This window comes from Ruminococcus hominis (genome assembly GCF_014287355.1).
Lineage (GTDB): Bacteria > Bacillota > Clostridia > Lachnospirales > Lachnospiraceae > Schaedlerella > Schaedlerella hominis.
In genome coordinates this window covers 2,693,883-2,718,104 of the sequence record NZ_JACOPE010000001.1, presented here as the reverse complement: position 1 = coordinate 2,718,104, position 24,222 = coordinate 2,693,883, and the positions used below count along the sequence as shown (strand labels likewise).

The following is a 24,222-nucleotide window of genomic DNA, read 5'->3' as shown; positions in this document are numbered from 1 at the left end:
AAAAGTTTCATCTGTATAGTATACTATAAATTGCAGAATTAAGCAAATTTTGATACAATAGGGGCAGTGAACAAGGAAGGAAATAGAACGATGCAAATTAAGATGGTGGGGCTGGATCTGGACGGAACATTATTAAATTCCAAAAAAGAACTGACTCCGTTTACAAAAGAAGTAATCGCAAAGGCGATAAACAAAGGTGTTCATGTGCTGGTAGCGACAGGACGGCCATTTACAGGTGTACCATTGGAATTGAGAGAATTTCCGGGGATGCGATATGCACTTACAGCGAATGGGGCAAGGATTCTGGATACAGCGACAGGTGAAATACTGATCGAACATTTATTATCGAAAGAAAGTGCAAAAAAAGCATTGGAAATCACTGAGAAATATGATACGCTACAAGAGATCTATTTTGATGGACAGGGATATGCGAAGGATGAAAAACTGGCTCATGTAGAAAGATATCACAAAGATTGCAACATGTGGGAGTATGTACGTGCATCCAGAATTGCAGTTCCTGATATTTGGGAATTATTTTATTCCAGAGAAGAGAATCTCGATAAAGTACAGGCATTGTTTGCGGATATGGAAGAGAGGAAAGCGGCCTGGGAAGAACTAAGCGAGTGTAAAGATTTGAACCTCGTCAGTTCATTAAAATACAATATAGAAATTAACGCAGCCGGTGTAAATAAGGGAAAAGGTTTGATTGCATTAGGTAAGATGCTTGGAATCGAACGGGAAGAGATTATGGCAATTGGTGATGGCGATAATGATATAGAGATGATCACAGAAGCTGGAGTTGGTGTTGCGATGGGCAATGCGGAAGAAGCAGTGAAGTGTAATGCAGATTATGTGACGGGAACGAATGATGAAGATGGTGCAGCCAGAGCGATTGTGAAATATGTTCTCGGGGGAGGAGAAGCATGTTAGAAGCATTAAAGGTTATATTTTTAGGTATTGTTGAGGGAATTACAGAATGGCTTCCGATTAGTAGTACGGGACATTTGATTCTGGTAGAAGAATTTGTGAAGCTGAGTTTACGGCATGAATTTGTTGAGATGTTCAATGTAGTGATCCAGTTTGGAGCGATTTTGGCAGTTATATTGATTTATTTTAATAAATTGAATCCATTTTCGGCTAAGAAATCAGAAAAACAGAAGATGATGACAATTCAGTTGTGGATCAAGGTAATTATTGCAACGCTTCCGGCTATGGTCATCGGATTGTTGTTTGATGATTTTGTGGATAAGCATTTTATGAATGCGTATGTTGTTGCAGCGATGCTGATCATTTATGGTATTTTATTTATTATAATTGAGAAGAAGCATGAAGGTGTTACACCACAGGCAACAAAGCTTTCACAGCTTACGATTCCGATGGCTCTGGCAATCGGAGGGTTTCAGGTATTGGCGATGATTCCGGGAACATCAAGATCCGGTGCAACAATTTTGGGTGGATTGATTATTGGAGCATCCAGAAGTGTGGCAGCAGAATTTACATTTTTCCTTGCGATTCCGGTTATGTTTGGATGGAGCCTTCTGAAGATGCTCAAGTTTGGCTTTGCATTTACAGGACAGGAGTTCCTTTTACTATTGTTAGGATGCGTGGTTTCTTTTGTCGTATCTATCTTTGTAATTAAATTCTTGATGCAGTATATTAAAAAACATGATTTCAAAGTATTTGGATATTATAGAATCGTACTTGGAGTAATTGTATTCTTATATTTTACGGTTTCAGGGTTACTTGCATAAAAGTGAATACATGACTTATAAGGGGCTATTGGGATATAAAATTTCAATAGTCTCTTGTTTTTTTCGAGATTATGCAAAAAAATTAGAATAATTTTGCATATATACTTGAAATTCTGTATAAATATGATAGAATATGTAAGAAATTATGTATGGTTATGCAAAAGAAATAGATTTTAGGAGGAAGTTAAAAATGAAGAAAAAAGTATTAAGTGTTGTATTAGCAGCAATGTGTGTGGTTTCTATGGCAGCGTGTGGCTCAAGCAATAAAAGTTCAGACAGCAGTGAGGGAGAAGGCAAGGACAAACTTGTAATGGCAACAAATGCAGAGTTCCCACCATATGAGTACTATGAAGGAGACGAAATCGTAGGTATTGACGCTGAATTTGCGAAAGCAATCGCAGATAAACTTGGCGCAGAATTATCTATTGAAGACATGGCATTTGATTCTATTATCCCAGCTGTTCAAAGTGGAAAAGCAGATTTTGCAGCAGCAGGTATCACAGTTACAGATGAGAGAAAAACACAGGTTGATTTTTCAGACAGCTATTACACAGGACGTCAGGTGATCATTGTTTCAGCAGATAATAACGATATTACAAAGCCTGAAGATTTAGAAGGAAAGAAGATTGGTGTTCAGCTTGGAACAACAGGAGATCTTTATTCATCAGATGATTATGGCGATGAAAATGTAGAGCGTTATAACAAAGGTGTTGAGGCTGTACAGGCACTTCAGCAGGGTAAGATTGATGCAGTTATCATCGATGATCAGCCGGCACAGACATTTGTAAAAGAGAATGAAGGACTTAAAATTCTGGATACTGAGTATGTAGAGGAAGCTTATGCATTCTGTTTCAAAAAGGGAAGTGACCTTACAGACAAAGTAAATGATGCAATTGCAGAGTTGAAGAAAGATGGAACATTTGATAAAATCGTTGAAAAATATATCAACGCAGATGCTGAATAATCAGCGATAAAAGAGAAGGTTGGGGCTTATGGCAGATTTGAAAACAAGATTCATAATGAATTTTATAACAGATGACCGTTGGAAATACTTGGCAGATGGTCTTGTAGTTACTTTAAAAGTTACCTTTTTTGCGGTGCTGATAGGAATTGTATTTGGATTCTTAATTGCAATGGTCAGAGCTACTTATGATAAAACAGGTAAATTAAAAATTTTAAATTTAGTATGTAAGATTTATCTGACAGTGATTCGAGGAACTCCGGTTGTTGTACAGTTATTGATCATTTATTTTGTAATTTTTGGAAGTACACAGATTAGTAAAGTGCTGGTTGCTATTATGGCATTCGGAATCAACTCAGCAGCTTATGTAGCTGAGATTTTCCGTTCTGGTATAATGTCAATTGACGATGGACAGATGGAAGCAGGACGCAGTCTTGGTTTCAACTATGCACAGACCATGTTTTACATTATTATGCCACAGGCATTTAAGAATGTTTTGCCGGCATTGGGAAATGAGTTCATTGTATTATTAAAAGAAACTTCAGTGTCAGGATATATTGCATTACAGGATCTGACAAAGGGTGGCGATATCATTCGAAGCCGTACTTATGATGCATTTATGCCATTGATTGCTGTAGCATTAATTTATCTTGTTATGGTAATGGTATTTACAAAATGTGTGAATTTGCTGGAAAGGAGACTGAGAAACAGTGACCACTAAAGGGGAAGTATTAATTAAAGTTGATAATGTGCATAAAGTGTATGCAAATAATCTTCATGCTTTGAACGGTGTGTCAGAGACGATCAGCAAGGGGGAAGTGGTTGTTATTGTCGGACCATCCGGTTCGGGAAAATCTACTTTTCTGCGTTCTTTAAACTTGCTTGAGGTTCCGACAAGCGGACATATTTATTTTGAAGGAGTAGACATTACAAGCAAAGCGACAGATATTAATAAACATCGTCAGAAGATGGGAATGGTATTCCAGCATTTTAACTTGTTTCCGCATAAAACGATTCTTGAAAATATCACACTTGCTCCTATTAAATTATTAAAGAAGAGCAAGGAAGAAGCTGAAAAAGAGGCAATGGATCTGCTCAAAAGGGTTGGATTGGAACAGAAAGCAAACGCATATCCATCACATTTATCCGGTGGACAGAAGCAGCGTATTGCCATCGTAAGAGCATTGGCAATGAAGCCGGATGTAATGCTGTTTGATGAACCTACATCAGCACTTGACCCGGAGATGGTTGGAGAAGTTCTGGAATTGATGAAGGCTTTGGCACATGAAGGGATGACGATGGCTGTTGTTACACATGAGATGGGATTCGCGAAGGAAGTTGCAACTCGTGTCATATTTATGGATGCAGGACAGATAAAAGAGCAGGGAACACCGGAAGAGTTTTTTGGAAATCCGAAAGATGAGAGATTAAAAGAATTCTTATCCAAAATTTTATAAATCAAATAAAATATTTTTAAAAATATTGCAAGGCAGTTTCTGGTAAAGGAACTGTCTTGTTGCTATTTTACCGGGAACTGTGTTAAGATGCATTAAAGTCAAACATTTGGCATTCTTGTTTCACTGCAGTGTGCATGTGGAGATAAACGAAATAGAAAGAGACATAGAATAAAATGAAACGAAATCAAGTGAAAGAAGCAGAGTTTTCTCAAAGTAATAATTTAGAAAAAGCCGTACCGCTTATCGTAGAATGGTATCAGAATAATAAAAGAGATTTACCTTGGAGAAACGGGGCAAACGCCTATCATATATGGGTATCGGAGATTATGCTGCAGCAGACACGGGTAGAAGCTGTGAAGTCTTACTACGAAGCATTTCTCAAAGCATTTCCAACGATAGAAGAACTGGCAAACGCACCGGAAGAACGTCTGTTAAAACTGTGGGAGGGGCTTGGATATTATAACAGAGTAAGAAATATGCAAAAAGCAGCTGTACAGATCGTTGAGCTGTATAATGGACAGATGCCACAGGATTATGAACAGATAAAAGGATTGTCCGGGATTGGAAATTATACGGCAGGAGCCATCAGTTCATTTGCATTCGGGATTCCCAAACCGGCAGTAGATGGAAATGTCTTGCGTGTTATTTCAAGATTTCATGCAAGTTATGAAGACATCATGAAAACATCTACAAGAAAACACATTGAAGAAGAGATAGAGGGCATTATCCCGGAAAATGCAGCCAGTGATTTTAATCAAGGCCTGATTGAACTTGGGGCTATCGTCTGCGTACCAAACGGAGAACCAAAATGTGATATCTGTCCGATAGCAAAACTTTGTAAAGCAAATCAAAAGTCAGTACAGATGGAGCTTCCGGTGAAGAAGAAAGCAAAAGACAGAAGGATTGAGAAGAGAACGATATTGATCATTAAAGACGAAGAAAAGATCGCGATTCAAAAACGACCGGAAAAAGGACTTCTTGCAGGTTTGTATGAATTTCCAAATCTGGAGGGACATTTGACAAGAAAGCAGCTTATCGAATATGCAAAATCCATTGGTATGATGCCGGTCCGCATCAAAAAGCTGGAAAATGCAAAACACATTTTCAGCCATGTAGAATGGCATATGACAGGATATGAGATCATTGTTGATGAATTGGAAAAAACATGTCGTACGAATATGATATTTGCTGATAAAAAAGAAGTTATGGGGAAATATCCTATTCCGACAGCATTTTCGGCATACACACAATATGCACTTTCAATCATGGAAAACTAAGACGATTGTCAAGACTTTATGAACAGGCATTTTAGGTGAAATGAAAGTTGTAGAGTACACTCTGTTTTCTTGAATAAAAGTGCAGCTTGTGTTACTATAATAAAGAAATAAGCAGTGGTCGTCAGAAGGGAATTATAGACATGGATGAAAAGATAGAACTCGGAAAACAACAGCAGAAATCGAAAGAGACAAAAGAGAGGATTTTTCGGGCGGCAAAGCATATATTACAGAAAAAAGGATACGAAGAATTATCGATTAAGAACATTTGCGAAGAAGCAGGTGTATCGAATGGAAGTTTTTATCATCATTTCAAAACAAAAGATGATCTGTTATCTTATTACATAGAAGAACAGCCAAGTATCAATCCGGATTTACTGGATATGCCAAACAGTGTGGAAGAGGCGAAAATTGCGGTTATCAGAGTTTATCTGAACTATGTAGAGTATTGTGAGGAGCTGGGCGTGGAATTTATGAGCGGATATTATGATCCGAAGAACCAGGCATTGAATCCGGTGAGCCGTACAGAAAGACCTTATCCGATTGTTACGGTACGGAATTATATAGAGAAAGCAATTGTAGCAGGTATTGTTCATTTAAATGTAGAGCTGGAAGAGTTTACGACAGATATTCGAATGATTGTAATAGGAAATGTATTTGAATGGTGTTTACGAAAGGGAGAAGCAGATTTTGCGGGGAATATGAGAAGATCTCTTGGAAAATATCTGGATAGTACGATGAAATAAGCTCTGGAGGTGAAAGGGTGGAATATACATTTATTGTAAATCCAAAATCAAAATCAGGACGTGGGGGTTTGATTTGGAATCAGGTAGAGCCGGAACTGAAAAAACGAAGAATACAGTATCAGGTGAGATTTACAAAGTATGAAAAAGAGGCAACGAAGATTACTTCGGAATTGACGAAAGATGAGAAAGAATATACGATTATAGTCCTTGGCGGGGATGGGACGATGGATGAAGTAATCAATGGAATTCGAGATTGTTCAAAGGTTACGCTTGGATATATCCCAACCGGATCGGGAAATGATTTTACGAGAGCGTTGAAACTGCCTACGGATCCGAAGGAGGCATTGAATAACATTTTGAATTCGAAAAAAAGAGTGTTGATGGATGTTGGTGTAATGTCTTGTAAGGAGATGACGCATCGGTTTGCGGTCAGCAGCGGAATTGGATTTGATGCAGCGGTATGTCATCAGGTAGCAGTCTCTAAATTGAAAGTGATGTTGAATAAAGTAAAGCTGGGACAGTTGAGTTATCTGGCAGTAGCACTTCGCAGATTGTTCAGAGATGCACATACGAGAGCTTGTGTGTGTCTGGATGGAGGAGAAACGAAGAGTTTTGAAAATACATACTTTGTAGCAGCTATGAATCATCCATATGAAGGCGGAGGATTTTTCTTTTGTCCGGAAGCAAAGGTTGACGATGGATATTTAGATGTTATTGTTGTATCAGGACTACCGAGATGGAAAGTTGTTTTCTTACTTCCACTGGCATTTAAAGGGAAGCATGTAGGAATAAAAGGAATTGATATATTCCGTTGTAAAAATGTTGAAATCAGCATGGGAGCAGAATTTCCGATACATGCAGACGGAGAGCCGATTGCAATTGGAAGTGAGTTGAAAGCGGGGCTGCTTGACAAACAGGTAAAAATTATAATTCCAGATGATAAGTAGAGTATAAAAGAATTGTTAAGCTTTTATGAATCGCCTTGTTGTTGGGCAAAAATCATGCTATAATCTTTAGCAGTAAAAGAGCAGATTAATCCATTTGTGTATTAAAAAAGGGGCGTTCGTTATGAACATAAAAAGAAAAATAGGGGATTTTTTCAAGAAATATAAACATGCTTGGGTTTTTAGCTATGCACTGCTTTATGGACCATGGTTCTATTATTTAGAGACACATGTGACAAGCGGATATCATATTATATATTCACCAATTGATGATAAGATACCATTTATTGAATATTTCATTGTACCTTATTTACTATGGTTTGTTTTTATAGCTGTAGTTTTTGCGTACTTCTTTTTTACAGATGTAGATGGATTCTATAAGCTTGCCAAGATTAGTTTTGCGGGTATGACCATATTTTTGATCATATCAACAATTATGCCGAATGGACTTGCAATCCGTCCGGTTGTATTTGAGAGAGATAATATATTTGTTGATCTGGTAAAGATGTTGTATCAGACAGATACACCGACAAATGTATTCCCAAGTCTTCATGTGTTTAATTCTCTTGCTGCGTGTATAGCAATCAAGAATAGCAAGAAGTTAAATGAGCATAAAGCGATATGTATGGGAGCATATATTTTGACTGCATTGATCATTATGGCGACAATGTTTTTAAAACAGCATTCAGTGCTTGATGTTATGGCAGGATTTTTGATGGCATATACATTGTATCAGTTTGTATATGCACCAGAGGCGAATGGGGTCAGAAAGCCGGTACGCCAGACATTATTTGTGAAATAAAGTTACTAGGAGGAAGTTAAAGAATAATGGGAAAGATTATGTTGACAGGGGACAGACCTACAGGTAGATTACATGTGGGACATTATGTAGGTTCCTTAAGAAGAAGAGTGGAATTACAGAATCAGGGAGGATTTGACGATATGTTTGTCATGATCGCAGATGCACAGGCATTGACAGATAATGCGGACAATCCGGAAAAAGTGCGTCAGAACATTATCGAGGTTGCATTAGATTATCTTGCATGTGGACTCGATCCTGAGAAAGTGACATTGTTTATTCAATCACAGATTCCAGAATTATGTGAATTATCATTTTATTATATGAATCTTGTAACAGTATCAAGATTACAGAGAAATCCTACAGTAAAATCAGAGATTAAGATGCGTAATTTTGAGGCGAGTATCCCGGTTGGATTCTTTACATATCCAATCAGCCAGGCAGCAGATATTACAGCATTTAAAGCTACAACAGTTCCGGTTGGTGAAGATCAGCTTCCGATGCTTGAACAGACAAAAGAGATTGTAAGAAAGTTTAATTCTGTATATGGGGATACCTTGATCGAGCCAGATATTTTACTTCCTGAGAATCAGGCATGTCTGCGTCTGCCGGGAATTGATGGTAAGGCAAAGATGAGCAAATCACTTGGAAACTGTATTTATCTGTCAGAAGAGCCGGATGAGATTCAGAAAAAAGTATTTAGCATGTTTACAGATCCTACACATATTAAAGTATCAGATCCGGGTAAATTGGAAGGAAATACAGTATTCACATATTTGGATGCATTCTGCAGACCAGAGTATTTTGAAGAATTCCTGCCAGAGTATGCATGCTTACAGGAATTAAAAGATCATTACACCAGAGGTGGTCTTGGGGATATGAAGGTAAAACGTTTCTTAAATAATGTAATTCAGGCAGAGCTTGAGCCAATCCGCAATCGTAGAAAAGAGTATCAGAAAGATATTCCATATGTATATGAGATTCTTAAAAAAGGTAGTGAAAAAGCAGAAGCTCGTGCAGCTCAGACATTGAGTGAAGTAAAGGCTGCAATGAAGATTAATTATTTTGATGATGCAGAGCTGATCCAGAGTCAGGCAGAAAGATTTTCTATTTAATTTACGAGATTGACTGGCTATACGGTCCTTGCGGAAATTATTATATATGGACTTCTTGCTCAGGTTTCATTCGTCAAGAAGTAGATAAGAGAGTTTATCTTTGCTAAGAACAAAGATAAACTCTCTAACTACTTCTAAGACTCATTCCAATTCGCCTGAAGTCCATATATAATAATTTCTGCAAGTCGTGTAATGGCACAGGAAGTAATTCAAGTCGAGCAGCCGCGAGACTTGGCGCGTGATTCTGGTCAGCGTAAGCTGACATATTCTTTACAGAATCACTGCGCATCCTCGCGGAGCGTTTATCTCAGTCGGAGATTGGACTCCCACTGAGACAAATTTGCTGTTACTCACCAACTGAAAGAGGTGGGAGTCTTCTCGACTGAGATAAAATAGAAAGCGGCACTATGAATACTAGGTGCGGTCGGAACGGGGACGGGAGAAGATATACTTTATTCCAGCATGTTGCTGTAAAACAGGCACTGAAAGTCTATCACATACAATCCTTCCAGCGCTTGCCAATAAGGTTCCGCTTTTGTTTATGAAGTTTGTGATAACGTACTGATAGAAAATATAGGCTGTGAATTTTAGTGAATATGAAGGAAGAGCTGGAAATACTTAGGGTGTAAAATTTTGCGTTAATGAATTTGAACGAACGTGTTTGAAGCTGCGAAGCAGCAAGTTTGAGTTCAAATTCATTGCTTTTAGCAAAATTTTACACCCTTATGTATTTCCCTCTAACGGAATCTGAACAAAAATTCACAGCCTATATTTTCTAGAAGGGATGGTATTGCAATCGAATACAAAAAAACCGCCTCCGAAGAGACGGTTAAATACGTGCGATAGAGGATTCGAACCCCCGACCTTCTGGTCCGTAGCCAGACGCTCTATCCAGCTGAGCTAATCGCACATGCTGTTGAACTTGTCGCTCACAACAAAAATTAGTATAGTGCATAAGAATGATTTTGTCAATAGAAAAAATAAAAAAATTACAAAAAAATTTTGAGTGGGATTTTGAGAAGAATTTACTGTATATTTTCTATGCGAATTTATAGAAAGAGATTGCAAAAGGTATGCAAATAAAGTATGATACAAATACTCTGATTATAAATTCAAGTCGAACGTCCGTGAGACTTGGCGCGTGATTCTGGTCAGCGAAGCTGACAGATTCCTATCAGAATCACTGCGCATCCTCGCGGAGCGTTAATCTCAGTCTTTTTGACTGAGATTAAAAGACTATTTACAAGATGATGTGAATAGTACAGTCTAAACATTTTAAAAATCTATTACTGAATACAGTAATCTTGCTTATTATTCGAGCTAATTTCAAGTTTGAACAATTGATATAGAATATGAAAGGGGAGATTAACATCGAGGCAAATTATGAAGTGATTCGTTTTGTGGAGCATGGAGGAAGATGCTGGCCAACAATGGATTGCGTGAAAGGACAATTACTGTTACAAAGACTACGGGGAGAGCCTGTTATTGAGAAAGCAATGTTATTTTCCTGGTTGAAGGAATTGGTTGTACAATTAGAGCAATATCAAAGATGCAGAAATAATAAAGGCTATCGTTACTTAAATCCGTATAGTGTGCTTGTGACAGCAGAAGATAAATTGCTTCTATTGGATCTGGAGGCAGAAAGCAATGCTTTTGTTATGAAAAATTTGCAGAAGCGGGCGGTAAGAAGTCATTTTGTAAAGCCAATCGTGCGGATGAAACAGAATGTGCAGGTGTCTATGGATTCATACGGATATGGGAAGACAGTTCAGTTTATTATGGCAAATACGGAGATTAAACCTGCGTTGACCAGAAAGGAAACATATCAGATAGGAAAAATAATAGATAAGTGCATCGGAGAAAATGCACAAAGACAGTATGATGATTTTTCGCAGGTGAAGAGGGACATACCGGTTATAAAAGAACGAAGCAGGCAGCAGGTAAGAAAATATGCAGTGATGGGAATTATAACATTATCATTAATAGGATATGGGACATTTATGACAATTCAGGCAAATGTATTTCGCCAGCAGAGAGATAAATTAATATTGCAGATGAAAGAAAAATCAATTAAGGGAGAAGAAAAAAATGCTGTGTTGTATGATGAACCGCAGGAAGAAGGCTTTCGATAAAAAGATTTGGAAAAACATTTTCGATATTATGAAAAATTAAGAAAACTTTTATTGGAAAGCATACGAGAGTATGTTATTCTAAACGAAAGTGAAGGAGGCGGAAAAATATGACGCGAGCAGAATTTTTAGAACAGCTGCGAAGTGCTTTGCAAGGAAATGTGCAGGAGCATGTAGTTCAGGAAAATGTGGCATATTATAATCAATATATATCTGAAGAACTGCAGAAAGGAAAGACTGAGGAAGAAGTGCTCCAGATGCTAGGGGATCCATGGATTCTTGCAAAAACTATTATTGCTGCATCGGATGGCACGGATGAGGAAATCGTATATGAGTCCGGACATAAAAGTTATTATTCGGAACCGGAACAAGAGGATTCCTATGTCAGACAAAATGTTCATGTTTTTGGAATTGATACATGGTGGAAGAAATTATTATTGATTTTATTTATTGTGATGATTGTTGTATTGGTGGTAGCAATTATCAGCGGAATTGTAAGTTTTCTGGCACCGGTTTTGATACCATTGTTGATCGTAATGATCATTATTCGATTGATAGGAAGGCTCCGATCGTGAACAATAGAATAAAGTGAAACACATGAAAGTTCGGTATTTCTTTGAAAGAAGCGATACCGGGCTTTTTATATCAGATGTGAGATGACTCCCACCTCTGTAGGTGTCGCAAGCGACCGCCGCAGGCGCAAGAATGTGCCTTGCACATTCTTTGTTCAAACGATAAAAGACCGATGGGGGAGCCATCGGTCTTTTGAGGGGAGTATAAATAATTAATAAGGGGTTGTAGAAAGTGAACTTTCTACGAGTTTAAGTATAATATACAGTTTTCAAAAATGCAAGTAAAACATGAAAAGTTTGACAAAATATGGAAAAAAAGGAAAAAGAGTGAAAAATAAAAGATATATATAAAGTTGAGAATAATATTTGCGGAAAAAGACATAATAGCAATGTACCAATATTTTAGGAGGAAAAAACAATGACAAAAAATTATAGTGACCCAAAAACAAGTAGAAATGATGTTTCAGATGGACAGAACAAAAATACAAGTAACACATCATCAAAGAACAAGAATGCATCGAATACACAGAGTAAAAATAGTGTAAATTCCAAAAATAAGAATGCATCAAATACACAGAGCAAAAATGCATATGATGTAAGAGATAACTATTAGGTAGAGAATCAGAATAAAAGCAGCTGATTGTGATTTCCTATAAGTAAATGTAAAATGGATGTTACTGTTCACAGTAACAAATGAATAAGGGCATGGTAAAGGTTGTGAAGGAATAAAGCGAAATCTTTACTATGTCCTTTTTTTATAGTAAAATGGGTTTACAGTTCATTGAGAGTGAACAGTAACAAATTCAAGTCGAGCAGCCGCGAGACTTGGCGCGTGATTCTGGTCAGCGTAAGCTGACACATTCTTTACAGAATCACTGCGCATCCTCGCGGAGCGTTTATCTCAGTCGGAGATTGGACTCCCACTGAGACAAATTTGCTGTTACTCACCACCTGAAAGAGGTGGGAGTCTTCTCGACTGAGATAAACACACATAAAAAAGCATGTATTTAGATGTGGAGGAACGAATGAAGAGAGTAGAATTAATTGCCCCTTGTCATTTTGGCCTGGAATCAGTTCTGAAAAGGGAAATCATAGATCTTGGATATGAGATTTCAAAAGTAGAAGATGGAAGGGTTACATTTATAGGAGATGCTGAGGCAATTTGCCGTGCAAATGTATTTTTAAGAACAGCGGAAAGAATTTTGCTGAAGGTTGGCGAATTTGAAGCGAGAACATTTGATGAATTATTTGAAAAAACAAAGAGCCTGCCATGGGAGGATTATATTCCTGCGGATGGAAAATTCTGGGTTACAAAGGCCGCTTCGGTAAAAAGTAAATTGTTCAGTCCATCGGACATTCAGTCTATTATGAAAAAAGCGATGGTTGAGAGAATGAAAATACAATATCATAAAAAATGGTTTGAGGAAACAGGAGCATCTTATCCGGTGCGTGTATTCTTAATGAAGGATGTTGTGACAATCGGTCTTGATACATCGGGAGTATCTCTGCATAAGAGAGGATATCGTCAGCTTTCAAGTAAAGCACCGATTACGGAGACGCTGGCAGCAGCATTGATCATGCTTACACCATGGAAGAAAGACAGAATTCTTGTAGATCCATTTTGCGGAAGTGGAACATTTCCAATAGAGGCGGCAATGATGGCTGCCAATATCGCTCCGGGAATGAATCGTTCATTTACAGCAGAAAGCTGGACGAATCTGATTCCGAAAAAGCTGTGGTATGATACGATTGATGAGGCAAATGAATTAGTAAATGATGATATCGAAGTGGATATTCAGGGATATGATATTGATGCAGATGTGATTCGTGCTGCAAGACAAAATGCAGAAGATGCAGGTGTTGCACATTTGATACATTTCCAGCAAAGACCGGTCAGTGAGCTTAGGCATCCGAAAAAATATGGATTTGTAATTACGAACCCGCCTTATGGAGAGCGTCTTGAAGAAAAAGAGGCACTTCCGAAGTTGTACAGTGAATTTGGGGAAAGTTTTCAGAAGCTGGATAGCTGGTCTGCCTATATGATTACAAGCTATGAAGATACAGAACGATATTTTGGAAGAAAAGCAGATAAGAATAGAAAGATTTATAACGGTATGTTGAAGACATATTTTTATCAGTTTATTGGACCAAGACCACCAAAACGTACTGTAAAGAACGAAGGAGAGGCGTAAACATGGAAAGAAGAATTGTTTTTGCAACAGGAAATCAAAATAAGATGAAAGAAATCCGTATGATACTGGAAGATTTGGGAATGCCAATCTATTCGATGAAGGAATTAGGAATTGAGGAAGATATCGTAGAAGACGGAGAGACATTTGAAGCAAATGCAGAGATTAAAGCAAGAGCAATTGCGAAACATTTGCCAAATGATATTATTCTGGCAGATGATTCAGGATTGGAAATTGATTATCTGGATAAAGCTCCCGGTGTTTATTCGGCTCGTTTTGCGGGAGAAGATACTTCTTATGATATTAAAAATAATCTGTTGCTGGACAAATTGAAAGGCGTTCCGGATGAGAAACGTACTGCACGTTTTGTATGTGTTATTTGCGCTGTGTTCCCTGATGGGGCAGTAGAGTCAGCCAGAGGAACTATTGAGGGAAGAATTGCGCATGAAATTATGGGGGAAAATGGATTCGGTTACGATCCGATTTTCTATTATCCGGAGTGTCAATGTACAACAGCCCAGATGGATCCGGAGATGAAAAATGAATTGAGCCATAGAGGGAAAGCACTTCGTAAAATGCGTGAAATGATTGAAAAGAAATACGGAAAGGTAACAGAATGAGAGTATTAATTGTCAGTGATACACATGGAAAACATTACAATCTTGATCGGGCACTGGAAGATGCAGGCAAAATTGATATGTTTATCCACCTTGGTGATGTAGAGGGTGGAGAAGATTATATTGAAGCAGTAGTAGAATGTGAAAAACATATTGTGGCAGGAAATAATGATTTTTTTTCACAGCTGCCACGAGAGGATGAGTTCTATATAGGAAATAAAAAAGCATTTATTACGCATGGGCATAATTATTCTGTATCTATGACAAAAGAGCAGATTCTCGAAGAAGGAAAGGTGCGAGGCGCGGATATTGTAATGTTCGGGCATACGCATCAACCGTATTTTGAACAGAAAGATGGAATTACGCTTCTTAATCCGGGAAGTCTGTCGTACCCAAGACAGATTGGAAGAAAGGGAAGTTATATGCTTCTTGATGTGAAACCGGATGGGAAGATGAATTTTGAAGAGCGTTATCTTGATATTTAGGGTATTAAGTAGTGATAAGGTCTTATAAGAAACATCAGATATGAATTTTTGTCAGACTCCGTCAGCGGGAAATACATATCTGATGTTTTCTTACAGTACGTTATCGCGTGTTTGATGAATGAAAGAGCAGAATTTTACTGGAGAGTATCTGCAAGGTATAGAAAGAGTAGGTTGGGGATGCGTAATTTTACTGAGGAGCATCCTCACGTTATCGAAAACGTGTGATGTAGATGCAAAATTTGCGAAGGAAGTATCCTCAAGTTCTAGAAAAGGCAAGATGCAGATGCAATTATACAGGCCAAGCAGGCTGAAAAGCATCTGCAAGTTCAAAGAAGAGCAAGTTGTAGATACATTGGCCTGAAAAAGAGTATCTGTGGAAGCAAATATCAAGGCAGTGCAGATACATCAGTTGCCCAAAGAACATCTACGACAGTGAATAAACCCAGGATATAGATACATTAGACACCAGAAAAAGAAAAAATAAAAAAAATAAAAAAAATAAAAAAAGGTGTTGACTTTTCCTTTTCCTTGCAATATAATAACTCTTGTCTTACGGATGAGACGGAAACAAAGCACAATATCGGGGTGTGGCTCAGCTTGGCTAGAGCGCCTGGTTTGGGACCAGGAGGTCGCAGGTTCGAATCCTGTCACCCCGACTTTGCGGGTGTAGTTCAATGGTAGAACACCAGCCTTCCAAGCTGGATACGTGGGTTCGATTCCCATCACCCGCTTTTCTTACGGAATTTTCGTAGGAAACCAGAGAAAAGGGGAATATGATATGAGTCTGTAGCTCAGCTGGATAGAGCAACGGCCTTCTAAGCCGTAGGTCGAGGGTTCGAATCCCCCCAGGCTCGGTATGGTGGGTATGGTGCAGTTGGTTAGCGCGTCGGATTGTGGTTCCGGATATCGTGGGTTCGAGTCCCACTACCCACCCTTTTCTTAAGAATGGATGAAACACCAGTTAAATAAGCGGTGTCGATAGAAGTCTTTGATGGGCTATCGCCAAGCGGTAAGGCACAGGACTTTGACTCCTGCATTCGCTGGTTCGAATCCAGCTAGCCCAGTTTTACCTGAATAATTAGGATAGTTTTATGAGGGCGTGTAGCTCAGGTGGTAGAGCACTTGACTTTTAATCAAGTTGTCCGGGGTTCGAATCCCCGCACGCTCACTGGAACAAGCAGTGTGCTGTTTGTTCTATTTTTTTCTCCATCACATATTAGAGGAGATATGCGGATGTGGCGGAATTGGCAGACGCGCTAGACTTAGGATCTAGTGTTTACGACGTGCAGGTTCAAGTCCTGTCATCCGCAGTAAGCCAGATTTGTGGCATAGAGTTCATAAGAATGATGCAAATCTGAATAAAAATGTTAATATCGGGGTGTGGCTCAGCTTGGCTAGAGCGCCTGGTTTGGGACCAGGAGGTCGCAGGTTCGAATCCTGTCACCCCGACTTTGCGGGTGTAGTTCAATGGTAGAACACCAGCCTTCCAAGCTGGATACGTGGGTTCGATTCCCATCACCCGCTTTTCTTACGGAGTTTTCGTAGGAAACCAGAGAAAAGGGGAATATGATATGAGTCTGTAGCTCAGCTGGATAGAGCAACGGCCTTCTAAGCCGTAGGTCGAGGGTTCGAATCCCCCCAGGCTCGGTATGGTGGGTATGGTGCAGTTGGTTAGCGCGTCGGATTGTGGTTCCGGATATCGTGGGTTCGAGTCCCACTACCCACCCTTTTCAAAAGAAAATTTGCCGATTATACAAGTTCGGTTAATCAAAATAATTTAATATGGGCGTGTAGCTCAGGTGGTAGAGCACTTGACTTTTAATCAAGTTGTCCGGGGTTCGAATCCCCGCACGCTCACTGTAGGAAAAGATCAATGATTGTATTCATTGGTCTTTTTTTTGTTGCTAGCTTACAATTACTGTCTGTTTGTTTTTTTTATATATTGAAAATGTAAAGAATTGAGGATTCTTTTATTGACATATATAGATAGTCGATATATAATCAAGCTAAGATATATAGATAACCGATATATCAGCTGGGAGTCAATCCCCCAGTTGATATAGCCTCCGGCAGGATTGCAGAGGTGCGCGTCATTTTGCAATGAGAATGTTAAGAAGTGTACGGTTAACGTGAAATCAGAAGATTAGGAGGAATTGTTATGGCAGTTGATAGAAGTCTGGTATCAGGAAGCACAACGATGTTGTTATTAAAGCTTTTATCTGAAAAGGATATGTATGGTTACGAGATGATCGAGACCTTAAGAGAAAAGTCCCAGAATGTATTTGAATTAAAGGCAGGAACATTATATCCATTACTTCATGGGATGGAAGATAAGAAATATCTGACGGTCTATGAGAAAGAGGTTGGCGGCAAGGTCCGTAAGTATTACAGTATTACGAAAACTGGGAGGAAAGTTTTAGCAGAGAAGAAAGAAGAGTGGGAAATTTATTCATCAGCTGTAGTGAATGTGCTAAATGCAGCGGTTTGTTAGAAGGGGTGATGTTTGATGAGACGAGAGGAGTATTTGCATATATTAACAGAACAGATTCGCTGTAAGATGGCAAGAGCGACGATAGAACAGGAAATCAATGATCACATTGAGGATCAGAAAGCAGAATTCCTAGGTGAGGGAATGGGTCAGACAGAAGCGGAAGAAGCTGCGATTCGAGAGATGGGAGATCCGGTAGAAGTCGGGCTTGAGATGGACAGAATCCACCGGCCGACAATGGCGTGGGGGATGATCGCACTGATCGTTGGATTAAGTCTTGCAGGCTATCTTTTACGAAGTGTTATGTATCAGACCGTTTTAGGTATTGAGCAGAGTGCGGGAAAAACAGAAGAATTGTTCTGGGTAGGAGCGTCATCGAGCTGGCATACATCTCTGGAACTGCCGGCACTTTTACTCGGACTTGTGCTGATGATCGGCATTTGCTATATGGATTATACGAGGATTGCGGTTTATGCAAAACCAATCTTGATCGCATATCAGGTGTTACTTTTCATTGGACTGCAGGTCGCCGGTGCGAAAATGTATGGGTCAACAAGATATATCATAATGCCTTTCGGAAATATTGTATTGAATCTGATTGATTTGCTCTGGCTGACAATTCCGTTGTTTGCAGCGATATTATATAGTTACAGAGGTCAGGGATACCGAGGAATTTTAAAGGCAATCCTCTGGATGATCATTCCGTCTTATTTTCTGATCATAAGATGCCAGAGCCTGATTGCGGCAATGATACTGGAAGTGGTTTATTGTGTGGTTTTGGCGGCGGCTGTTTACAAAGGCTGGTTTCAGGTTTGTAAAAAAGCAGTACTTACGGGAATCGGAGTAGTTGTTGTTCTGATACCGGTACTGCTTGCAGGAGGCATCTGGTGTTTTGGCATGGCTTACCAGAAAGAGCGTATAGCGGCTATTTTCTCGATCGGTGATTATGCAGTAGATTTCCCAAGAGTCAATGTGATTCGGGAAATGATTTCCGGAAGCTCAGCATTTCATGGCAATCCGCAGTTTAAAGAACTTCTGACATACGTAGACGGAAGAGTCCATCTGCTTGCAAGTGTGGTAGCTGCTTACGGAATCCTAGCAGGTATTCTGTTGGTTCTTTGTCTGGTAGTTCTGATTCTTCGGTTTGCCAAGATTTCGTTAAATCAGAAGAACCAGCTTGGAATGGTGATGGGAACAGGATGCACGGCGTTGTTCCTGATTCAGGCAATTGTTTTTATCTTAGAGAATCTGGGTGGAGTTGGTGAGATGGGAATCTACTGTCCATTTTTTGGGACGGAAAGATCAGGAATCCTGGCTTCTTATATTTTGCTTGGATTACTGCTTAGTATCTGCAGGTATCAGAAAACAGCACCGGAACCGGTAATCCGAAAAAAGAATGTTCCTGGATAGAGATGGGGATGAACCAATGGGGACGGGGACAATAACATTTAGTTAAGCTTTTTTCATCATAGTATGAACCTATTGAAGTTCTCTTCCCTAAGCTTTTAAAAAGTATTATTATCATAAAAGTAGATGATTTTTATAAGAAAATATTTTTTTGCACCATAATCAGGCAGAGCCTTGCTTCTGCCTGATTAATACAATATAATATATCTTGTGTTAAGCTCTATTGTTTAACGGCTTTACAGTTTGTGATCTGACCTGTCGAGCGGTCTGTTGTTTCACCCTAATAGCTGTTTGATGTCGTAGCATTAGAGCTTTTACTATATCATTCGTCATTCGATGTTTTATGAATCTTCGTGCAATAGGAAGAACATCTTCAAAGGATATTTTGTATTCATATTTCCTTTTTTTCTTTCCTTGCTCTTTCTTTTTTTCTTCTGTAGCAAAGGTGTGAAGAAGTGAGGCAAAGTTATACATAATAAGTTTTGCATATACTTCTTGAATAATCAGTTCCCGATTAACCGAATGTAAATACACTAGTGAAAGCGCATATTTTAAGCGTCGGAAAGAAGTTTCAATAGACCATCTTTTCCAGTAAAGTTCTCGTAGATCCAGTGCAGAAAAATTTTTTAATGGTAAATTAGAAATCAAATATTCGTAGTTTCCATTTTCAAGTTGTATACAGGTGCATCGAATTTTCATGGTATATACACTTTTCTTATCATCAATCGGAATCGGCTCGAAGGTTCTTTTATTTTTTACTATTTTCATTTTATCCCCATGACAAAGATGCTTGTTTTTTTTCGATCTTGTTACGTCCAAAACAATCTCTCTATCTGATTCTGTTTCAGCTGGCAAAATATCTTTCAGAAAAGCAGATGGTGCAGACGGAGATTTCCAGCGAATGAGAAAAAATTTCTTTTTTTCAATTAAATGAGCCATTGTGTTTAGCGAGGCATATCCTCTATCTGCGATAAGTATCGTATTTTCTGGCAGATTACAGTGATCGACCATATGACAGAAAGCCTGTGTTTCATTCATTTTAGGGCGTGGTTGGGTAACAGCAGTAATATACCTGTTTTCACAGATATCAAACAAAGTGTTCAAATGCATCTGAAAAAACACATTGTCACTTCGAGCCTGTTTTATACGATATTCAAAATCATTTTTATTAGTAGGAAGATTAATATCAGAACCATCTACTGCAACAAGATGAAACCCTTTATACGTTTTGGTAAAAGGAATTTTTTCATTAAAAGATTTTAAAAGATACGGGAAAAAATCAGCAATTAGTTTTTTTCGCTGTTGTGTGAAAGCTGATTTAGATGGAACTTTCTTGTTTTGGGACATAAAAAAGTTAAATAATTCTGTATTTGTCCTATTCATGGTGAGGCAGAGAGTAGATTTTACCGTGTCAGAAAAAGGACAGAGTCTGTGTCTGGTCATATCTGAACCTGGAGTATTAACATACAAATGAATATTTTTCTCTGCTGTTTCAAGAACAGAGAAGAAACGTTTTCGAATAGTTGCTGGTGTCATGTACATGTGTGGTACCTCCTTGAAGTAAAAATATATCTAACTTCAAAGGGCACCTTACTGATTATAATAATCAGTAAGGTGCCGCACATTTTTACGATTTTGTCAACTATTAATTGAAAAAAGCTTAACTAAATGTTATTGGGACGGGGATAAGTGGCTTTTTGCTCAGGCAAAAAGCCACTTATCCCCGTCCCCATTGGTTCATCCGTCCCCATTGGTTCATCCCCATCCCTGTTGGTTCCCCTGTTGGTCTATTGCTATTGCCTCAATTAAATGATAAAATTAATAAATAATATAAAAAGAGGCAGGTAAATGCAATATGAAAAAATGGAAGAAGGTAGTGGTATATATACTTTCGGTCACAATGCTGATTCCATTGCTGTTGGGATTTTCAGTTCAGGCAGCGGATGGGGCAAAGAAACTGGATGTATTATTTACCCACGACACACACTCGCATTTAAACAGCTTCTCAACAGTTATAAATGGTGAGAAGGAAGAAGTGGGAGGTTTTGCGAAAATCAAGACATTGATTGATGAGCAAAAGAAGAACAATCCGGATACGCTTTTGTTGGATGGTGGGGATTTTTCGATGGGAACGCTGATTCAGGCAGTATATGATACAGAGGCAGCTGAACTTCGTATGTTAGGGTATCTCGGATACGATGTGACGACACTGGGAAATCATGAATTTGATTATCGCTCCAAGGGTCTTGCAAATATGCTGGAAGCGGCAAAGAATTCCGGTGAAACAGTACCGAATCTGGTAGTGTGTAATGTAGATTGGGATGCGATGGAAGACGCTGGTTTAAGCGAGGGACAAAGCCAGATAAAATCAGCATTTGAGACATATGGTGTAAAAGATTATGTGGTGGTTCAAAAAGGTGATGTAAAGATTGCTGTGCTGGGGGTGTTTGGAAAAGACGCATTGACATGTGCACCGACATGTGAACTGATTTTTAAAGATCCGATAGAAGCAGTAAAGCAAACAGTAGAAGAAATTAAGAAAAATGAGAAAGTGGATATGATTGCCTGTGTATCTCATAGTGGAACCTGGGATGATGAAGATAAGTCTGAGGATGAGCTTATTGCAAAAGCAGTGCCGGATATTGATTTGATTATTAGTGGACATACACATTCTCAGTTAGACGAGCCAATTCAACATGGAAATACATATATTGTATCCTGTGGGGAATACGGAAGAAATCTTGGTTCGCTTTCGCTGACACAGAAAGAAGATGGCCGATGGGATTTAACATCGTATAAATTAATTCCAGTATCAGATGAGATAAAAGCAGATGAAGAAACACAACAGAAGATTGATGCATTGATGGATACAGTAGATGAAAAATATCTTTCTAATTTTGGGTATACAAGAGAGGAAATTCTTGCGGAAAATAATGTGGAATTCAATAGTTTGCAAGATATGGGTACAAAGCATGAAGAGTTAAATCTTGGAAATATCATGTCAGATGCTTATGTATATGCTGTCGAAAATTCAAAATATTATGATGGAGATGCAGTAGACGTGGCTGTTGTTCCTAGTGGAACAGTCCGAGATACGTATACAAAAGGCGATATTACAGTAGAGGCAGTTTATAATTCATTTTCACTGGGAATCGGAAAAGACGGACTTGCCGGATATCCTTTGATCAGTGCGTATCTGACGGGCAAAGAATTAAAGCTGGCAGCGGAATTAGATGCTTCAATTTCGGATTTTATGACAACCGCAAGACTGTATTGCAGCGGGTTAAACTTTACATTTAACCCACACAGAATGATTTTAAATAAAGTTACAGATTGCTATCTGACAGATGCAGATGGTGAAAGAGTAGAGATTCAAGATGATAAATTATATCATGTAGTGACAGACCTTTATACAGGACAAATGCTTGGGTCAGTGATGGGTATGTCATATGGCTTACTGGCAATCACGCCGAAAGATAAGGATGGAAATCCGATAGAAAACCTGGAAGATCAGGCAATCATGGAAGGCGACAGAGAATTAAAAGCCTGGGATGCAATCGCAAGATATATGCAGTCTTTTGATGATACAGATGGAGATGGAATTGCAAATGTTCCAGAGTATTATGCAACAACACATGGACGTAAAGTTGTAGATGACAGTAAAAATATAATTGATCTGGTAAAGCATCCGAATAAGTATTTTGTGATGATAGTAGGAGTTGTTATCGTAATTATTTTACTTATTGTTCTGCTTATTTTCCTGATTCGAAAAATTGTCCGCAGATTAAAAAGACGTAAAGAGAAATAAAAATAATCAAAAAAAGAATGTGCCGCGGCACATTCTTTTTTTGATTATTTACGGTATGCAAATTTCGGAAGATCATCTTCATCAGTTGGAACCAGAACATTTCCACGAACAAGAGGTCTTGCATATGCAAGAAAAGCTTCTGTAACATCAGAGCCATCTTCGGAAATCCATTCCAGAGGGACAGTCTTTTCTTTATTACAGATTTCATTCACATCTTCTGTTGCATAATTTAACACATAGTCTGCATCAAGTGTGAGAGGAGACTGGCGTTTGAATGCGACCATTTTTCCGGTTTCGCCTTTTATTGCGGCAGTGACACCGAAAGAACCGGAAGCGATGGCTTCCTTCTGGTCAGTTTTGGAGAGCATTGCACTAGAGCAACGCTGAGATACATTTAACTCAACAGAACGTACTTTAACTCCAAGACGCTCTTTAACCAGATTCTCCAGATACTTTCCGGAACCAGTCAGCATCTTATGACCGAATGTATCTACGCCGACTTCACTGCCAAGCTCACAGATAAATGTTCCGTCTGCAGTGTGGATACCTTCTGAAATACAAACAACCAGGTTGGAAGTTGTCTCAAGACTTGATTTTATTTTTTCGATAAATGCATCCTGGTCAAATGCAACTTCCGGCAGATAGATCAACACTGGATTATCATTTTTAAATTTTCTTGCCAATGCACTGGCAGCAGTAAGCCATCCGGCATGACGTCCCATAATTTCTACAATGGTAACAGATTGTTTGTTGTCATAAACAGAAGCGTCAATAGCAATTTCTCTTACTGTGGAAGCAACATACTTGGCAGCACTTCCAAAACCAGGTGTATGATCGGTGAGTACAAGGTCATTATCGATTGTTTTAGGAAGTCCCATAAAACGAATATCACTGTTGATTGATGCAGCATAGCGGGAAAGCTTGCTGACTGTATCCATGGAATCATTTCCACCAATATAGAAAAAGTATCCAATGTTATATTTTTCAAATTTTTCAAATAATTTTGGATAAACAGTGTCGCTTAAATCTTCCGGCAGTTTATATCGGCAGGAACCAAGATAAGAGCCCGGTGTTGTCTTGATCAATTCAAGTTCTCCGGATGTATCCAGAGGTTTCATGTCCATCAGCTGGTCGTGCAGGAAACCTTCAATCCCGTTGATCATGCCATAAACATTACCAAATACATCCTCGCGATTCAAAGCTTCGTAGACAACTCCGTACAGGCTGGCATTAATTACTGCGGTAGGTCCGCCGGACTGACCGACAATTGCATTTTTCTTCATACTATATGTCCTCCAATGAAATGATTTGTTGCCGGATATGATACATATGTATATTGTAACCGACAAAAATAATTATAAAAAAATTCCTAAAATTCATGCCCTTATAGTAACATTGGAAATATGAGTTGACAAGCCAGAAGAGACATATTATAAGAAATTTGTTGGAAAATAAGAGAATCTGGGGTATACTTGTGGGA

General features: G+C 38.7%; 21 protein-coding genes and 13 tRNA genes. 31 read left to right on the top strand and 3 right to left on the bottom strand.

Going from position 1 to position 24,222, the window contains the following annotated elements:
* Nucleotides 1-90: 90 nt before the first annotated feature.
* From H8S40_RS12160 to trpS, 10 genes are all read left to right on the top strand, one after another.
* The gene (locus tag H8S40_RS12160) at nt 91-930 is read left to right on the top strand and encodes a Cof-type HAD-IIB family hydrolase (RefSeq protein ID WP_022074475.1); all 840 of its coding nucleotides are present in this window, start codon (nt 91-93) and stop codon (nt 928-930) included.
* Nucleotides 924-1,751: an undecaprenyl-diphosphate phosphatase gene (locus H8S40_RS12155; RefSeq protein WP_186865311.1), complete on the top strand. Its 828-nt coding sequence runs from the start codon at nt 924-926 to the stop codon at nt 1,749-1,751. Before H8S40_RS12160 ends, H8S40_RS12155 begins: the two co-directional genes overlap by 7 nt.
* A gap of 190 nt (nt 1,752-1,941) precedes the next feature.
* Nucleotides 1,942-2,715 carry a basic amino acid ABC transporter substrate-binding protein gene (locus H8S40_RS12150; protein WP_118725078.1) on the top strand — a complete coding sequence of 258 codons (774 nt, stop codon included), beginning with the start codon at nt 1,942-1,944 and terminating at the stop codon, nt 2,713-2,715.
* 28 nt (nt 2,716-2,743) lie between these two features.
* Nucleotides 2,744-3,433, top strand: coding sequence for an amino acid ABC transporter permease (locus H8S40_RS12145; RefSeq protein ID WP_118688243.1), 690 nt, complete (start codon nt 2,744-2,746; stop codon nt 3,431-3,433).
* Complete coding sequence (locus H8S40_RS12140; protein WP_186865310.1) at nt 3,423-4,169, top strand: amino acid ABC transporter ATP-binding protein; 747 nt, start codon at nt 3,423-3,425, stop codon at nt 4,167-4,169. Before H8S40_RS12145 ends, H8S40_RS12140 begins: the two co-directional genes overlap by 11 nt.
* Nucleotides 4,170-4,342: 173 nt before the next feature.
* Nucleotides 4,343-5,446 (top strand): A/G-specific adenine glycosylase, encoded by a 1,104-nt coding sequence (gene mutY, locus H8S40_RS12135; RefSeq protein ID WP_186865309.1) that lies wholly within the window; start codon nt 4,343-4,345, stop codon nt 5,444-5,446.
* A 140-nt stretch (nt 5,447-5,586) separates the two neighbouring features.
* Nucleotides 5,587-6,189, top strand: coding sequence for a TetR/AcrR family transcriptional regulator (locus H8S40_RS12130; protein ID WP_186865308.1), 603 nt, complete (start codon nt 5,587-5,589; stop codon nt 6,187-6,189).
* A 17-nt stretch (nt 6,190-6,206) separates the two neighbouring features.
* Entirely contained in the window at nt 6,207-7,136 is a 930-nt protein-coding gene (locus H8S40_RS12125) for a diacylglycerol/lipid kinase family protein (RefSeq protein WP_186865307.1), read from the top strand.
* A 121-nt stretch (nt 7,137-7,257) separates the two neighbouring features.
* A complete protein-coding gene (locus tag H8S40_RS12120) occupies nt 7,258-7,935 on the top strand; it encodes a phosphatase PAP2 family protein (protein ID WP_118725073.1) in 678 nt (225 codons plus the stop codon).
* A gap of 26 nt (nt 7,936-7,961) precedes the next feature.
* Nucleotides 7,962-9,047 carry a tryptophan--tRNA ligase gene (trpS, locus tag H8S40_RS12115; protein WP_022074484.1) on the top strand — a complete coding sequence of 362 codons (1,086 nt, stop codon included), beginning with the start codon at nt 7,962-7,964 and terminating at the stop codon, nt 9,045-9,047.
* 836 nt (nt 9,048-9,883) lie between these two features.
* Here trpS and H8S40_RS12110 read toward each other — a convergent pair.
* A tRNA-Arg gene (locus H8S40_RS12110) sits at nt 9,884-9,957 on the bottom strand.
* Between the two features lie 442 nt (nt 9,958-10,399).
* Here H8S40_RS12110 and H8S40_RS12105 point away from each other — a divergent pair.
* The 20 genes from H8S40_RS12105 (at nt 10,400) to H8S40_RS12010 (ending at nt 18,937) form a co-directional block, all read left to right on the top strand.
* Nucleotides 10,400-11,179 (top strand): hypothetical protein, encoded by a 780-nt coding sequence (locus H8S40_RS12105; protein WP_118725072.1) that lies wholly within the window; start codon nt 10,400-10,402, stop codon nt 11,177-11,179.
* A gap of 107 nt (nt 11,180-11,286) precedes the next feature.
* Nucleotides 11,287-11,751 (top strand): DUF1700 domain-containing protein, encoded by a 465-nt coding sequence (locus tag H8S40_RS12100; RefSeq protein WP_118725071.1) that lies wholly within the window; start codon nt 11,287-11,289, stop codon nt 11,749-11,751.
* A gap of 415 nt (nt 11,752-12,166) precedes the next feature.
* The gene (locus H8S40_RS12095; protein ID WP_118725070.1) at nt 12,167-12,361 is read left to right on the top strand and encodes a hypothetical protein; all 195 of its coding nucleotides are present in this window, start codon (nt 12,167-12,169) and stop codon (nt 12,359-12,361) included.
* Between the two features lie 412 nt (nt 12,362-12,773).
* Entirely contained in the window at nt 12,774-13,940 is a 1,167-nt protein-coding gene (locus H8S40_RS12090) for a THUMP domain-containing class I SAM-dependent RNA methyltransferase (RefSeq protein ID WP_022075044.1), read from the top strand.
* Between the two features lie 2 nt (nt 13,941-13,942).
* Nucleotides 13,943-14,557 (top strand): XTP/dITP diphosphatase, encoded by a 615-nt coding sequence (locus H8S40_RS12085; RefSeq protein ID WP_118737927.1) that lies wholly within the window; start codon nt 13,943-13,945, stop codon nt 14,555-14,557.
* Entirely contained in the window at nt 14,554-15,039 is a 486-nt protein-coding gene (locus H8S40_RS12080; protein WP_118737926.1) for a metallophosphoesterase family protein, read from the top strand. Before H8S40_RS12085 ends, H8S40_RS12080 begins: the two co-directional genes overlap by 4 nt.
* 581 nt (nt 15,040-15,620) lie before the next feature.
* Nucleotides 15,621-15,695 (top strand) — tRNA-Pro (locus tag H8S40_RS12075).
* Nucleotides 15,696-15,699: 4 nt separating this feature from the next.
* Nucleotides 15,700-15,770 (top strand) — tRNA-Gly (locus H8S40_RS12070).
* Between the two features lie 49 nt (nt 15,771-15,819).
* A tRNA-Arg gene (locus tag H8S40_RS12065) sits at nt 15,820-15,893 on the top strand.
* A gap of 5 nt (nt 15,894-15,898) precedes the next feature.
* Nucleotides 15,899-15,972, top strand: a tRNA-His gene (locus H8S40_RS12060).
* Between the two features lie 59 nt (nt 15,973-16,031).
* A tRNA-Gln gene (locus H8S40_RS12055) sits at nt 16,032-16,103 on the top strand.
* Between the two features lie 31 nt (nt 16,104-16,134).
* A tRNA-Lys gene (locus H8S40_RS12050) sits at nt 16,135-16,207 on the top strand.
* 61 nt (nt 16,208-16,268) lie between these two features.
* Nucleotides 16,269-16,349 (top strand) — tRNA-Leu (locus H8S40_RS12045).
* Nucleotides 16,350-16,413: 64 nt separating this feature from the next.
* Nucleotides 16,414-16,488: transfer RNA gene (locus H8S40_RS12040), tRNA-Pro, on the top strand.
* Between the two features lie 4 nt (nt 16,489-16,492).
* A tRNA-Gly gene (locus H8S40_RS12035) sits at nt 16,493-16,563 on the top strand.
* A gap of 49 nt (nt 16,564-16,612) precedes the next feature.
* Nucleotides 16,613-16,686: transfer RNA gene (locus H8S40_RS12030), tRNA-Arg, on the top strand.
* Between the two features lie 5 nt (nt 16,687-16,691).
* A tRNA-His gene (locus tag H8S40_RS12025) sits at nt 16,692-16,765 on the top strand.
* Nucleotides 16,766-16,823: 58 nt separating this feature from the next.
* Nucleotides 16,824-16,896 (top strand) — tRNA-Lys (locus tag H8S40_RS12020).
* A 301-nt stretch (nt 16,897-17,197) separates the two neighbouring features.
* Nucleotides 17,198-17,530: a PadR family transcriptional regulator gene (locus H8S40_RS12015; protein ID WP_118725357.1), complete on the top strand. Its 333-nt coding sequence runs from the start codon at nt 17,198-17,200 to the stop codon at nt 17,528-17,530.
* 15 nt (nt 17,531-17,545) lie between these two features.
* Complete coding sequence (locus tag H8S40_RS12010; protein ID WP_243238336.1) at nt 17,546-18,937, top strand: permease prefix domain 1-containing protein; 1,392 nt, start codon at nt 17,546-17,548, stop codon at nt 18,935-18,937.
* 210 nt (nt 18,938-19,147) lie between these two features.
* On the opposite strand, the gene H8S40_RS12005 is transcribed toward H8S40_RS12010, so the two are convergent.
* Nucleotides 19,148-20,476, bottom strand: a complete 1,329-nt coding sequence (locus H8S40_RS12005) for an IS4 family transposase (RefSeq protein ID WP_186864359.1) — start codon at nt 20,474-20,476, stop codon at nt 19,148-19,150.
* 313 nt (nt 20,477-20,789) lie between these two features.
* Here H8S40_RS12005 and H8S40_RS12000 point away from each other — a divergent pair, with 313 nt between their 5' ends.
* Entirely contained in the window at nt 20,790-22,742 is a 1,953-nt protein-coding gene (locus H8S40_RS12000) for a bifunctional metallophosphatase/5'-nucleotidase (protein WP_186865305.1), read from the top strand.
* A gap of 44 nt (nt 22,743-22,786) precedes the next feature.
* On the opposite strand, the gene H8S40_RS11995 is transcribed toward H8S40_RS12000, so the two are convergent.
* Complete coding sequence (locus H8S40_RS11995; RefSeq protein WP_186865304.1) at nt 22,787-24,025, bottom strand: 6-phosphofructokinase; 1,239 nt, start codon at nt 24,023-24,025, stop codon at nt 22,787-22,789.
* Nucleotides 24,026-24,222: the final 197 nt, after the last annotated feature.